This is a genomic window from Hymenobacter armeniacus (genome assembly GCF_014699055.1).
GTDB classification, from domain to species: domain Bacteria; phylum Bacteroidota; class Bacteroidia; order Cytophagales; family Hymenobacteraceae; genus Hymenobacter; species Hymenobacter armeniacus.
Map to the genome: position 1 here is coordinate 114,141 of NZ_JACXAC010000006.1, position 13,410 is coordinate 127,550.

The 13,410-nt window shown below is 65.9% G+C and carries 14 protein-coding genes; 8 read left to right on the plus strand and 6 right to left on the minus strand.

Annotated features, from left to right (window positions below):
- The first annotated feature begins 8 nt into the window (after nt 1-8).
- The 5 genes from IC234_RS17925 to IC234_RS17945 all read left to right on the plus strand — a co-directional run bounded on the left by IC234_RS17925 (nt 9) and on the right by IC234_RS17945 (nt 3,771).
- Nucleotides 9-725 carry a DUF421 domain-containing protein gene (locus IC234_RS17925; protein WP_190927340.1) on the plus strand — a complete coding sequence of 239 codons (717 nt, stop codon included), beginning with the start codon at nt 9-11 and terminating at the stop codon, nt 723-725.
- A gap of 141 nt (nt 726-866) precedes the next feature.
- Entirely contained in the window at nt 867-1,082 is a 216-nt protein-coding gene (locus IC234_RS17930) for a DUF4369 domain-containing protein (RefSeq protein ID WP_190927341.1), read from the plus strand.
- A 94-nt stretch (nt 1,083-1,176) separates the two neighbouring features.
- Nucleotides 1,177-1,647 carry a DinB family protein gene (locus IC234_RS17935; RefSeq protein WP_190927342.1) on the plus strand — a complete coding sequence of 157 codons (471 nt, stop codon included), beginning with the start codon at nt 1,177-1,179 and terminating at the stop codon, nt 1,645-1,647.
- 75 nt (nt 1,648-1,722) lie between these two features.
- A complete protein-coding gene (locus IC234_RS17940; protein ID WP_190927343.1) occupies nt 1,723-2,685 on the plus strand; it encodes an aldo/keto reductase in 963 nt (320 codons plus the stop codon).
- Nucleotides 2,686-2,742: 57 nt separating this feature from the next.
- The gene (locus IC234_RS17945) at nt 2,743-3,771 is read left to right on the plus strand and encodes an NADP-dependent oxidoreductase (RefSeq protein ID WP_190927344.1); all 1,029 of its coding nucleotides are present in this window, start codon (nt 2,743-2,745) and stop codon (nt 3,769-3,771) included.
- Between the two features lie 81 nt (nt 3,772-3,852).
- Here the strand turns inward: IC234_RS17945 and IC234_RS17950 are convergent, their stop codons facing one another.
- The 3 genes from IC234_RS17950 to IC234_RS17960 all read right to left on the minus strand — a co-directional run bounded on the left by IC234_RS17950 (nt 3,853) and on the right by IC234_RS17960 (nt 6,567).
- Nucleotides 3,853-4,371 (minus strand): SgcJ/EcaC family oxidoreductase, encoded by a 519-nt coding sequence (locus IC234_RS17950; RefSeq protein WP_190927345.1) that lies wholly within the window; start codon nt 4,369-4,371, stop codon nt 3,853-3,855.
- A gap of 72 nt (nt 4,372-4,443) precedes the next feature.
- The gene (locus IC234_RS17955; RefSeq protein WP_190927346.1) at nt 4,444-5,289 is read right to left on the minus strand and encodes a helix-turn-helix domain-containing protein; all 846 of its coding nucleotides are present in this window, start codon (nt 5,287-5,289) and stop codon (nt 4,444-4,446) included.
- A 255-nt stretch (nt 5,290-5,544) separates the two neighbouring features.
- Entirely contained in the window at nt 5,545-6,567 is a 1,023-nt protein-coding gene (locus IC234_RS17960; protein ID WP_317173406.1) for a transglutaminase-like domain-containing protein, read from the minus strand.
- A 212-nt stretch (nt 6,568-6,779) separates the two neighbouring features.
- On the opposite strand from IC234_RS17960, the gene IC234_RS17965 reads away from it, so the two are divergent.
- The 3 genes from IC234_RS17965 (at nt 6,780) to IC234_RS17975 (ending at nt 9,688) form a co-directional block, all read left to right on the plus strand.
- Nucleotides 6,780-7,646 carry a helix-turn-helix transcriptional regulator gene (locus IC234_RS17965; protein WP_190927348.1) on the plus strand — a complete coding sequence of 289 codons (867 nt, stop codon included), beginning with the start codon at nt 6,780-6,782 and terminating at the stop codon, nt 7,644-7,646.
- A gap of 164 nt (nt 7,647-7,810) precedes the next feature.
- The gene (locus tag IC234_RS17970) at nt 7,811-8,236 is read left to right on the plus strand and encodes a DUF983 domain-containing protein (protein ID WP_223827766.1); all 426 of its coding nucleotides are present in this window, start codon (nt 7,811-7,813) and stop codon (nt 8,234-8,236) included.
- A gap of 108 nt (nt 8,237-8,344) precedes the next feature.
- Nucleotides 8,345-9,688, plus strand: coding sequence for a phosphatase PAP2 family protein (locus IC234_RS17975; protein WP_190927349.1), 1,344 nt, complete (start codon nt 8,345-8,347; stop codon nt 9,686-9,688).
- A gap of 61 nt (nt 9,689-9,749) precedes the next feature.
- Here the strand turns inward: IC234_RS17975 and IC234_RS17980 are convergent, their stop codons facing one another.
- From IC234_RS17980 to IC234_RS17990, 3 genes are all read right to left on the minus strand, one after another.
- Nucleotides 9,750-11,741 (minus strand): M1 family metallopeptidase, encoded by a 1,992-nt coding sequence (locus IC234_RS17980; protein ID WP_190927350.1) that lies wholly within the window; start codon nt 11,739-11,741, stop codon nt 9,750-9,752.
- A gap of 79 nt (nt 11,742-11,820) precedes the next feature.
- On the minus strand, nt 11,821-12,180 hold the full coding sequence (locus IC234_RS17985) for a hypothetical protein (RefSeq protein ID WP_190927351.1): 360 nt from the start codon (nt 12,178-12,180) through the stop codon (nt 11,821-11,823).
- A gap of 2 nt (nt 12,181-12,182) precedes the next feature.
- Entirely contained in the window at nt 12,183-13,391 is a 1,209-nt protein-coding gene (locus IC234_RS17990; RefSeq protein WP_190927352.1) for an acetate/propionate family kinase, read from the minus strand.
- Nucleotides 13,392-13,410: the final 19 nt, after the last annotated feature.

Genomic DNA, 13,410 nt, shown 5'->3' on the forward strand with positions numbered 1-13,410 from the left:
TGTAGTCCATGCCCCTGCTCGCCGAAACCATTACGCCTTTCGATTGGCAGCGCCTGCTGTGGTCGGCCGATGCGCCGCCGGCGTTTCTGTTTGAAGTGGCCTTCCGCTGCGTGTTCACCTACCTGCTCACGCTGGCGGCCTTGCGCATCACGGGGCGGCGCGGGGTGCGGCAGCTGTCGCTGTTTGAACTGAGCATCATTTTGGCGCTGGGCTCGGCGGCGGGCGACGCCATGTTTTACCACGACGTGGCCTTGGCGCACATTGCGGTGGTGTTTGGGGTGGTGATGCTGCTCTACATCCTGTTCAACCGCCTCACCGAGCACTTCCCGCGCTTCAGCGACTGGCTGGAGGGCAAGCCGGTCCGGCTCGTCGCCGACGGCGCCATCGTGGACCGCGCCCTGCGCAACCAGAACCTGACGCACAAGGAGCTGTTTGGCGAGCTCCGCCAGCTGCAGGTGGAGCACCTGGGCCAGGTGCGGCTGGCCTACATCGAAGCCACCGGCCAGGTGAGCGCCTATTTCTACCCCGACGACGAGGTGCGCCCCGGCCTGCCCATTCTGCCCGAGGACCGGGAAAAGGCAATCAGCCTCATCGAGCAAGAGGGCGCGTATGCCTGCACCGAGTGCGGCAAAGTGGAAACCCTGACGCCCCGGCCCGCTCATGCCTGTACCGTGTGCCGGTGCAGCAAGTGGCTGCCCGCCAGCACGGCCCGGCGCGTGGCGTAGGCGCCATGTATTTGCACCGGGGCTCAGCCACCGCCGGGCGGCGGGGCTACATTTACAGCGCCCGGCCACGGGCTTACGGAGCTGCCCCGGGCAACTTTGTGGGCCAAGCAGTGTCTTGCCGCTGCTCCATTTTCTTCGCTTATGAAAAACCTACTCTACAGCGCATTGCTCCTGCTGCCGGGCCTGGCGCAGGCCCAAACCGCGAGCCTCGTGGTAAAAGGCACGGTGAACCCGAAAGCCAACGTGGCCAAGGCCTACCTCAGCTACCCCGTCAACAAAGTCAGGACCACGGACTCGGCGGCGGTGAAAAACGGCCGTTTCAGCACCCTCAGCAAGCTGCTGAACAGAGTAAACTAAGGCGTTTGCGCCGCCGATAATCGTGCCGCATGCCGGGGCTGCCTCCTGCCGGAAGCGGTGCGGGCTTGCGGCTTTTTTTCTTGTCAACATCTTTATGGACACTGCTTTTTCGCAACAATACGAGCTGGTTCGGGGGGCCCGCGGGGCGCTGCTGGAGTATTGCGCCACGATAGACCCGGCGCATGTGGTGGCGCCCCTGCCGGAGTTCAATCACAGCAGCATTCGCGACCTGCTGGTGCACGTGGCAGCTTGCTACGCTTTCTGGCTGGGCCAGGCAGACCTGCCGCGCCTAACGGTGCCCGATGCGGTGCCCGACGTGGCGGCGCTGCGCCGCCTTTTTGCCGAGGTCGACCGGTTGGTGGAGGCCTTTTTGCGGCAGTATGCGGGCCGTTGGCTGGTGCCCATGGCGGTGGCGGTGCCGCGCCAGCCCGCGCCCCTGCCCTTTTCGCCGCTGCAGTTGTTCACGCACGTCATCACCCACGAGTTTCACCACAAAGGCCAGGTCTTGAGCATGAGCCGGCAGCTGGGCTACGTTCCCGTCGACACCGACGCCATCCGCACCTGAGCCGTGCGCGCCGGAGGCTAACCTTCGGCGCCATTTTTCGGTTAGTGCACCTCATGCCAACCCTGTTTTTTCGCTATGCAAACCCGTGAACTGGGCCGCTCCGGCCTGTCTATTTCGCCGCTCATGCTGGGCGGCAACGTCTTTGGCTGGACCATTGACGAGGCCACTTCCTTTGCCGTCCTCGACGCTTTTGTGGCCAACGGCGGCAACGCCATCGACACCGCCGACGGCTACTCGGTGTGGGTGCCGGGCCACGTGGGCGGCGAGTCCGAAACCATCATCGGCAGGTGGTTGCAGCGCCGCGGCCGGCGCGACGACGTCATCATCGCCACCAAAGTGGGCTGGGAAGTGAACGCCGACCACAAGGGCCTGAAAAAGGACTACATCCTGCGCGCCGTGGAAGGCTCGCTCAAGCGCCTCGGCACCGACTACATCGACCTCTACCAGTCGCACAAAGACGACCCCACCACGCCCGTGGAGGAAACCCTGGAAGCCTATGCGCAACTGGTGAAGGCGGGCAAGGTGCGCGCCATTGGCGCCTCCAACTTCACCAATGAACGCCTGCGCGAGTCGCTGGCCGCCAGCCAGCAGCACGGCTTCCCGCGCTACGAGACGCTGCAAAACCTCTACAACCTCTACGACCGCGAGGACTTCGAAAAGAACCTGGCCCCGCTCCTGCTCGAAGAAAACATCGGCGCCATTCCGTACTACGGCCTGGCCGCCGGCTTCCTCACCGGCAAGTACCGCTCCGAGGCCGACCTGCAGAAGAGCCCGCGCGGCGGCGGGGTGGGCCAGAAATACCTGAATGAAAAGGGACTGGGCATCCTCAAAGCCCTCGATGCGGTGGCCGACCGGCAATCGGCCACGCCCGCCCAGGTGGCCCTGGCCTGGCTGATGCAGACGCCCGCCGTGGCCGCGCCCATTGCCAGCGCCACCAGCGTGGGCCAGGTCACGGAGCTGCTCGAAGCCACCGAGCTGCGCCTCACGGCCGAGGACGTGCAGACGCTGGAGCAGGCCCAGCCGGTGAAGGCTGCCTAATTTGAACACCGTAGAGACGCAACATGTTGCGTCTCTACTCCTCTCTCACCAATCTTTATGACGTACACCAACAAGCGCGTGAAGCTGGCTTCGCGCCCCGTCGGGCTGCCGCAGACGGCCAACTTAGACCTCGACGAGGTGGAAGTGCCGGCCCTCACCGACGGCCAGGCGCTCATCAAAATTAGCTTTATTTCCCTCGACCCCGCCATGCGCGGCTGGATGAACGCGGGCCGTTCCTATATCAAGCCCATCGAGGTTGGTGAGGTGTTTCGGGCGGGCACGGCGGGCCAGGTGGTGGAATCGAAAAACCCCGCTTTTGCGGTGGGCGACTACGTGACCGGCAACCTCGGCGTGCAGCAATACGCCGTGGTGGGCCCCGGCGCCACCGACCCGCGCAGCCCCGAATACCTGGTGAAAGTGGATACCAGCCTGGCGCCGCTCGAAGCCTACCTGGCCACGCTGGGCATGCCCGGCCTGACGGCCTACTTCGGCCTGCTCGACACTGGCCAGCCCCAGCCCGGCGACACCGTGGTGGTGAGCGGCGCGGCCGGCGCCGTGGGCAGCGTGGTGGGCCAGATTGCCAAGCTGAAAGGCTGCCGGGTGGTGGGCATCGTGGGCGACCAGGCCAAGGCCGACTACTGCCTGAACGTGCTGGGCTTCGATGCCTGCGTGAACTACAAAACCGAAAACGTACGCTCCGGCCTACGCGCGGCCTGTCCCCAGGGCATCGACGTGTATTTCGACAACGTGGGCGGCGAAATCCTCGATTTTGTGCTGGAGCAAATCCGCTTCAAGGCCCGCATCGTCATTTGCGGGGCCATTTCGCAATACAACAACACCACGCCCGTGAAGGGCCCCAGCAACTACCTTTCGCTCCTCGTGAACCGGGCCCGCATGGAGGGCATCGTGGTGTTCGACAACGCCGCCAACTACGCGGCCGCGGCCCGCGAAATGGCCGGCTGGCTCCGGGAAGGCAAGCTGCACATGCCCAAAGTGCAGGTAGAGCACGGCATCGAAAACTTCCTGCCCGCGCTGCTGAAGTTGTTTTCGGGCGAGAACTTCGGCAAGCTGGTGCTGGCGCCGTAGCCCGTTTTCTTCCTTCGTCGCCATCAGAAAGGCCGCGCAAACTCAGTTGTTTGCGCGGCCTTTTTTACGCTTTGCGGCAGGCTATTTTTTGGCGGCGAGGGCGGGGTCGTTGGCGGCGGCACGGGCGTCGACCACGGTGTTGTGGCCGGCGGTGAGCAGCCATTTGCCCTGCTTCTTCACCATTATTAGGCTGAGCAGGTTCTGGTCGTCGCCCATTTTGTTGGTGCCGCGGTTCACGCCGTCGGGCGGGTAGAAGGCGCCTACTTCGTAGTACACGTTCACGAGGGCCACCTCCGGGGTGATGGCGCGCATGGCCACCTTGCCTTGCTTGAAAGGCACGCTTTTGAAAATGGAGTCGAAAATCTGCTGGTGGGCCAGTTGCACCTGCGGCCGGCCCTGCCACCACATGCCCACGATGTTGACCCAGCTCACGTCGGGGGTGGTGTAGGCGGCCATATCGGCAAACTTGTGGTCGGTGTAGTTGGCGTCCACGCGGCGCAACACCTGGCGGATGGCGGCCTCGTCGGCGGCGGGCAGCTGTTGGGCGAAGGCGGCGGCGGTGCCCAGGCACAGGGCCAGGCTCAGGAAGAAGGTTTTCATGGGGTTGAAGTGGTTGGTTCGACAGCAAAGCTCTCGGCCAACGGCCCCGCCCCGGTAGTAAAAAACCGACATTTACGCTGGGTACAGCACCGGGCTGCCCACCACCTGGGTGTGGGCCAGCTCGGCGGCCAGCAGCTGCGGCGGCGTCACGCCGGCAAACGCTTTGAAGTCGCGCACCAGGTGGCGGTAGTCGTAGTAGCCGGCGCGCACGGCCACGGCCAGCCAGTCCAGCTCAGGCCGCCGCTCTTTGAGCCGAAACGCCCGGTCGAAGCGCACGATGCGAGCGTAGAGCTTGGGCGACATGCCCACGCGCTCCACAAAGCCGCGCTCGAACTGCCGCGGGCTCAGGCAGGCCTCGGCGGCCAGGTGCTCGAGCGAGGCCGTGGTGCGGCCGGTGGGCAGCAGCGCCGGCAGCAGGCGGTCGAGGGGGCGCTCGGCGCGGGGGCGCAGGCGGCCCAGCATGCCCAGCAGGTAGCTTTCGAGCACAGCCAGCATGGCGGCGTAGTCGGTGGTTTCGGCCAGCCGGCTTTCCACCTCGGCCACGCCGGGCCCGAGCAGCGCGCGGCTGTCGATGGAGAAGTCAAACAGCTCCTTCACCGGCACGTCCAGCAGCCGGTGCAGCCCGCCGGGCCAGAACGCGGCGCACACCATGAGGTGGTCGGGCGGAAACCGCAAATCGACCCGCGACACCTGCGGCCCCACCACGATGCTGCGCGGCGACGGAATTTCGCGCCCCTGCCCGTAATGAAAGGTGTTCATGGCCTCGCGCGGGTAGAAATACAGCCACTGCTGCGGCGCCGGCGGCATGGGCTTCACGGCTTGCGCCGGGCTGATGCCGTGGTAGCGCATGTGCACCAGCATGTAGTACTGCACAAAAGGCCGCAGCGGCGGGGCCGGCTGTTGGAAGCGCAAAACCATGAGACCAGCAGGAAAGGTGCTGGGTGAATATAGTGGTTTGACTGGGTTTGGCCGCGGCTTCGTTCTGGCGGACGCCTCGCCCCCCGGCCCTTTCCTCAGGGAGAGGGAAGCCCGTCTTTGCATTAAGAGTTAGAAGTAATCGTCGTTTTTGACTCCTAACTCTTCACTTTCACCCTTAATGGGAGCAAAACCGGTGCTCCCTCATCTATTGGAAAGGGGGTCAGGGAGTGAGGCGCCCGCCAGAACGAAGCCGCGCTACTTGGCCACGTCCACAAACTCGTACGTGCGGGCCACGTCCAGGGGCTTGCCGTCGGCTTCGGCGTAGGGGTACACGAAGTAGTTGAGCGGCGGGCCGGCTTGCTTGGGGGCCAGCTCCACGTCGCGGCCGCGGGTGAATTCGACGCGGTTTTCGTCGTGGGCGCCGAAAAAGTAGTTGCGCTTGTCGGGGTTTTTGGCGGCTTCGGAGGCGTCGACGGGCACCCAGCCGGTTTCCTTGGTGTAGAACTCGGCCCAGCAGTGGTAGCCCTTCACTTCGCCCTTGCCGCGCTCGGCGGGCAGCGGCAAGCCGATGCTGAAGCGCGCCGGAATGCCCAGTGAGCGGCAGTAGCCGATGACGATGGCGTGGAAATCGGTGCAGTTGCCGCGGCGGGCGTCGCAGGCGTAGTAGATGTCGCCGCGGCCCCAGCCCTGGCCGGTTTTGTCGTAGGTCACGGTGCTCACCACGTGCTCGTAGACGGCGCGGGCTTTTTCGAGGTCGGTTTTGGCGCCGGCCTTGGCCACCACTTCCTGGGCTTGCTGCTTGATTTTGGCGTCGAGGGGCACCAGCCGGTCGGGGCCGAGCCAGCGGGCCATGTTGGTGTCGGCTTTTTCCTTGCTGGCCTTGGCCGTGGGCGTACCCGCGCGCAGGTTGAGGTGCTCGCGGCGGGTGATGTGGGCGGTGAGCTTCACCACCAGCGGGGCGGTGGGCACGGCGGCGGGCTGCAGGTGCACCATCTGGTTGCCGTAGGCGCCGGTTTCAATCTTGTACGGCACCGGCGACTCAATTTTGAGGTTGCGCACGTCCTGGTTGGCGTCGGCGTGGGGCACGGGCAGCCACAGGTCGAGGGTTTTGGTGCCGGCGGGCGGCACGGGCACGGTGGCCGTGCTGGTGAGCACAAAAGTGCGGCTGCGCGGGGCAGCCGTTGGCGTGGGCTTGGCGCCGCTGTAGCCGGCGAGCAGCACAGACGCGCCCAGCAGCCCGGCCCAAACGGCCGAGCGGTTCAACAAGGAAAGGTGCACAAGAACGGGGCAACAAGTCGCTGCTGGCGGGCGTCGGCCAAGCTGGGTGCAAGCTGAAAATAGCTTGTACTCAACGGCCACGGCCAAGCGCCCATGCCCGTTGACGCGATGCCGCCGGGGCATCCGCCAGTCAGGGCCAACCAGACCCCAGCAGTGCCCCAAAGGTACGACCCGCGCCGCCGGGGTTACTTTCACGGCCTCAAGCTGCGCCCATGAAAGCCACTGGCCTGCCGGTTCTGGCCCTCGCCTCGTTTCCCAACACGCCCTCCGGCGCGCCCTACTACTGCGAGCGGCTGGAAACGCACGTCGTCCGGTTTCCGCACGTGAACGCGGCCCACGCCCACGATTTCTACCTGCTGCTCTACGTCACGGCCGGCACGGGCACGCACACCGTCGACCTCGTCGCGTATGACTTGCGGCCGGGCAGCGTGTTTTTTCTGGCCCCGGGGCAGGTGCACCACTGGCAGCTCACGCCCGACACGCGCGGCTTCGTGGTGTTTTTTTCGGCCGATTTCTACCTCTTCCGCTACCCCGGCGCCGGCCTCTACGCCTACCCGTTTTTCGGCAGCGCGCACCCGCCGGTGCTGTACCTGCCGGCGGCCGAAACCGAGATTCAGCCCCTGTTTCAGCGCCTGCTCGACGAATACACCGCGCCCCACGCCAACCAGGCCGACGTTTTCCGCAGCTACCTGCACCTGGTGCTGGAGCTGGCCACCCGCCACTATCCCGCCTCCCCCGCTGCCGAGGCCGAAGCCAGCCTTGCCCTGCAGCAAATCCGGCAGTTTGGCGCCTTGCTCAACGAGCACTACCGCACCCGGCGCAGCGTGCGCGACTACGCCGACCTGCTGCACCTCACGGCCAACCATCTCAACGCCCTGTGCCGCCGCGTGCTCAACAAAACCGCCAGCGCCCTCATCCACGAGCGGGTCATCACGGAGGCGCGGCGCCTGCTCAGCCACTCGGCGCTGAGCGTGGCGCAGGTGGGCTACGAGTTGGGGTTTGAGGACTCGTCCTACTTCGTGCGCTACTTCCGCAAGTACGCGGGCACCACGCCGGAAGCCTTTCGGCAGCAGCGTTGATTTGTCCTGTAAAGGCCTGAAATCGGGCCGCAATGCCCGCCTTACGGCCCGGTAATTTTGGGTCATCAATGGCGCTGACGCGGCGGCGCTCGCCCCGCGCGTGGGCGCCGCCGCTTTTCTCCCGTATAGCCCCTAGCCTCATGCTTCCCTCCCCCGCTTCCCCCATGGCCGAACCCACCGATTCCTACGAACTCGTCGACTCGACGGCCCTGGCGCTGCTCAAGCTGCGCTGCCCGCGCTGCCACCAGGGCAAGCTCTTCAGCACTTCGGCCCTGAACGTGACCCAGTTTGCCCAAATGCCCGCCCAGTGCCCCGTGTGCGGCCAGAGCTTTGAGCCCGAGCCCGGCTTCTACTTCGGCTCGATGTACATCACCTTCGCCTTCAACGTGGGCACTTTCCTGGTGCTGGGCGTGCTGATTTATTACCTGCTCGGCAACCCCGACACCTGGGTGTACGTGGCCATCATCACCGGCGTCACGGTGCTGTTCACGCCGCTCATTCTGCGCTATTCGCGGGCGCTGATGCTCTATTTGTTCGGCGGTGCGCGCTACGACGCCAAGTGGCGGAGCCGCCACGGCCGGGCATCATGAGGGCCTGTCAGGCCCTTGTTGTTGCCTGCAATTCAGACAAATAGCAGCAAGGGGCGTATGTCATAAATATTCACTATTTTTGATATACACCCCTTGCTGCTATTTGCTATGAAGACAACTGTACTATTGGTTGGGCTGGGCTGCCTGCTGGCCGGTCCTGCACGGGCGCAGATGGAGCCCACCGCCGGCGAGTGGAAAACCTGGGTCATCCCCTCGGGCGCGGCCCTGGCGGTGCCGCCCCCGCCATCGGCCAAAGCCACCCGGGCCGAAGCCCAAACCGTGCTGGCCCTGGCCCAGCGGCGCGACTCGGCCAGCCGGCAGCTGATTCGCTACTGGAACGCCGGCGCGCCCGGCTACCGCTGGCAAGCCATCTCGGAAAGCCTGCTGCACGACCCCGTCACCATGTGGCGCGCCCAGGCCCTGATGAACATCGCCATCTACGACGCCACCGTGGCCGCCTGGCACGCCAAGTACGCCTACCGCCGCCCGGGCCCCGACGCCCGCCACGCCGAAGCCGCCTGCGTGGCCCACAACAGCAGCCCCTCCTACCCTTCGGAGCACGCCGTGGCGGCCGGCGCGGCCTCGGCGGTGCTGGCGGCCCTGTTTCCGGCCAAGGCCGACTCCCTGCGCCAGCTGGCTGCCGACGCCGGCCGCTCGCGCATCTTGGCCGGGGTGGCCTATCCCAGCGACGTCGACGCCGGCTTCGAGCTGGGCCAGCGCGTGGCCGCGGCCGTGCTGGAGCGCGCCAAAACCGACAGCTGCGACGCCGTCTGGAAAGGCGCTGTGCCCACGCAGGCTGGCCTGTGGCACGACAAGCGCGCGCCCGTGGCGCCCATGCGCGGGCATTGGCGGCCGTTTGTGCTCACCTCGGGCCGGCAGTTCCGCCCCGGTCCGCCGCCCGACTACGCCGCCGACATGCAGGAGCTAAAAACGGCCAAGCGCACGCCGGCCACCATGGGCCAGGCCTTCTACTGGGCCTCCTACGACTACTGGGGCGAGATGCTGAACCGGAAGCTGTTCGAGACCGGCCAATACCTCGACGCCCCCCGGGCCGCCCGGGCCTACGCCCTGCTCAGCGTGGCCGCCTTCGACGCCGGCGTGGCCTGCTGGGACGCCAAGTTCACGTACTGGGGCATTCGGCCCGACCAGTACGACCCGAGCTACCAGCCGGTGCTGCCCGTCACGCCGCCGTTTCCGGGCTACCCGTCGGGCCACGCCACGCTCTCCTGCGCCCGCGGCACGGTGCTGAGCTACCTCTTTCCCGAGGAAACCCAGCTCTGCGACGCCAAAGCCCACGAAGCCGCCGAGTCGCGCTTCGACGGCGGCATTCACTTCCGCACCGACAACACCGTGGGCCTCGCCCTGGGCAAAAAAGTGGGCCTCGAAGTGGTGAAGCGCGCCCGCCAGGACGGCGCCGACGCCCCAGCGCCGCGCAAAGTGGCCAGCCGGTGAAGGCATGCCAATAAAAAAGGCCGCCATGCAGAGCATGGCGGCCTTCGGTTTCTAACGATGGCTACCGCAGCACCTGCGCGCGCCACACGTTGTTGCCGGGGTTCACGTCGGGCAGCAGCTTGGTGGCGTTGAGGCGCACCTGGGTGAGGGGCGTGGTGGAATTGTAGCGGAAGGTCCAGGTGCCGCCGCGCTGCCAGATTTCAACGGGCAGCTTCACGCGGGTGGTTTTGCCGTTGGTTTCGGTCACGTCGGCCGTCACGGGCATGGCGGCCTGGCCGCGGTTTTCGAGGGTGATGAGGGCGCCCTGGCCGGGGTCCTGGTTCACGTAGGCCACGGTGGTCACGGCCTGGTCCAGAATCCAGTTGTTGTACACCCACTCGCGCCAAAACCAGCTCAAATCCTCGCCGCTGGCCTCGTTCATGGTCCGGAAAAAGTCCTTGGGCTGCGGGTGCTTGAAGGCCCAGCGCTTGATGTAGGTGCGGAAAGCGTAGTCGAACCGCTCCTCGCCCAGAATTTCCTCGCGCAACAAAAACAGGCCGTAGCCCATCTTGCTGTACGCCGCAAAGCCCAGGTTGCGCGACTGCGTCACGTCGGGCACGGTGTAGGGCGGGTCGGTGGCGGGGTCGAGAATGCCGCGCACCAGCCCACCCACCAGGCGCGTGGTGTCGTTGAGCAGCTTGGCGTACTCGCCGTTGTTGAAGGCCTGCGACGACAGGATGTTGATGAAGGTGTTGAAGCCCTCGTCCATCCACGGGTATTTGCGCTCGTTCGAGCCCACTATCATCGGAAACCAGTTGTGGCCGAATTCGTGGTCCGTCACGCCCCACAGGCTGGCTTTGCGCGCTTTGGCTCCACAAAACACAATGCCCGGGTACTCCATGCCGCCCACCACGCCGGCCACGTTGGTGGCCACCGGGTAGGTGTATTCGTACCACTGCTTCGAGTTGAATTCGATGCTCTTTTTCACGTACTCCGTCGAGCGGTTCCAGGCCGTGTCCTGGGCCGACTCCACGGGGTAGAGCGACATGGCCAGCGACTTGCGCCCGCTGGGCAGGTTCATCTTGGCCGCGTCCCACACAAAGGCGGCCGAGGCGGCCCAGGCCACGTCGCGGGCCCGCTGGCAGCGGAAGTGCCAGCTCAGGCGGCCGCCCTTGCCGGCCGGCCGCGAGCCGGGCTGCGTCACCTCGTCTACCGAGCGCACGATGACCGTTTGGTCGGAGCCGGCGGCCTTGGCCAGGCGGCTTTGCTGGGCGCTGGTCAGCACCTCGGCGGGGTTCACCAGCTCGCCCGAGCCGCCCACCAGGAAGTTGGCCGGCACGTTCACGGTGTAGTCGAAGTTGCCGTAATCGAGGTAGAACTCGGCCGTGAGGTAGGGCAGCGTGTTCCAGCCCTCCACGTCGTCGTACACGGCCATGCGCGGGTGCCACTGCGCCACTTCGAAGATTTCGCCGTTCTTGGTGTTGAGGCGGCCCAGGCGGTCGGAGCCATACTCGGGCACGTTGAAGCCGTAGTCGATGTGGATGCTGAGCTTGTCGCCCTTGGGCTTCAGAGCCTCGGGCAGTATGATTTGCAGGCGCGTGTCGTTCACGCGGTAGTTGGCCTTCAGCTTTTTGCCGTGCAGCTCGATGCTCACGGTTTGCAGCGAGTCGCCGCCCTGGAAGCCGCGGGCCGAGTTGCCGAAGCGCCCGCCGCCCACCGGCGTGGCGGCCGCCCCGCGCGAGTCGGCGCGGTACAGGTTCTGGTCCACGTAGAGCCACACGAAGGGCAGGGCGTCGGGGCTGTTGTTGGTATAGGTGATGTCGACGCTGGCCGTCACGCGGGCCGTTTTGTCGTCGAGGCGGGCGTTGATTTTGTAGTCGGCCGCGTTTTGCCAGTACTGGGCGCCGGGCTGGCCGCCGGCCGTGCGCGTGGGCGTGGCCAGCTGCTCGATGAACGAGGGATTGAACAGCGTGCGGGCGTCGTAGGCCGGGCCAGTCGGCACCGGGGCCTGAAACTGCGCCGCCGCCGGGCCGGCCGCCAGCAGGGCCGCGCCCAGCAAAAAGGTACATTTCATGAAAAATCGGGTGGAATAATGATAGAAAAGAACAGAAACCGTCTGTTTTCCTGCCAAAGGTAACGGCGCGGCCTTGCCCCTAAGCCAGTTTTTCGCGCACCTGCTGCATCAGGCCATTGAGGTCGGCCCCGGCCATTTCCTCCGCCGTCAAAAAAGGCTGCAGCTCCCCCGTTTCGGCCACCGCAAAAGCGGCCGGCAGCCGGTGCCCGCGCCACTGCGGAAAAGCCCGCCCGAACTCGTCGCGGTGCAGGAACTGCACCGGCACCGGCAGATTCTTGATGAACGCGCGCCACTCGGGCCGCATGCTGGTGGCGCCATACGTCACGGCGCACAGCGCGCACGGGTAGGTGGCCGGCGAGAGGATTTTGTGAAACGCGTCCTTTAGGCCGGGCAGCAGGCCGGTGTCGGCATTATACACAAAGAGCAGGCGTTGGGGCATTTTCAAGCGTGAGCGGTTAGTAATTCGGCGCTTTGCCGGGCTATTTCCAGTTCCTCATTCGTCGGAATCACCAATATCCGGGCCCGCGACGCCGGCCCGCTCAGGTCGCGCAAGCCCGGGCTGCGCTGCTGGTTTTTTTCCTCATCCAGCTGCAGGCCGAAGAACTCCATCCGCGCGCACGCCTTCGCGCGCACCAGGGCGTCGTTCTCCCCCACTCCAGCGGTGAACACAATGGCATCCAGGCCATTGAGTGTGGCGGTGTAGGCGCCGATGTAGTGACGAATGCGGTAGGCGTACAGGTCGTAGGCCAGGGCGGCGCGGGCGTCGCCGGCGGCCAGGGCCTGCCCGATGTCGCGCATGTCGTTGGAGCCGGCCAGCCCCAGCATGCCGCTTTCCTTGTTGAGCAGGGCGCTCACCTGCTCGGCAGAATAGCCCAGCGGCCCCAGCAGGTGCAACAGCACCGAGGGGTCGAGGTCGCCGGAGCGGGTGCCCATCACCAGGCCGCTGAGCGGGCCGAAGCCCATGCTGGTGTCCAGCGACTGGCCGCCGCGCACCGCCGCCATGCTGCAGCCATTGCCCAGGTGAATGGTGATGAGCCGGGCGTCGGGGTTCTGCAGATACGCCGCCGCCTGGGCCGCCACGTACTGGTGGCTGGTGCCGTGAAAACCGTATTTGCGAATGCGCTGCTTCTCGTACAGCGCCGTGGGCAGGGCGTAGCGAAAAGCGTACTCGGGCATGGTCTGGTGAAAAGCCGTGTCGAACACCGCCACCTGCCGGGCCTGGGCAAACAGCTGCTCCGCCACTTCAATGCCCAGGTAATTGGCCGGGTTGTGCAGCGGCGCCAGCGCGAATAGCCGCCGGATTTCCGCTTTCACCTCGGCCGTGATGAGCGTGGTGGCCGCAAAAGCCTCGCCGCCGTGCACCACGCGGTGGCCCACCGCGGCGATTTCCGCGGGGTCCCGGATGACGCCGCCGGGCTGGGCCGTCAGCAGCCGGACTACCTCGCGCAGGCCGGCCTCGTGGTCGGACAGCGGCAGGACGAGGCGCTGCTCGGCAGTGGCGCTTTCCTGCTCAAAAACAGTGTGGCGAATGGTGGCTTCGTCCGAGCCGATGCGCTCCACCAGGCCGCTGCACACGGGCTGCTCGGCCGGCCACCTAAAGAGTTGGTACTTGATGGAGCTGCTGCCGGAATTGATGACGAAAATGTTCATGCAAAAGGTAGTATGTAGC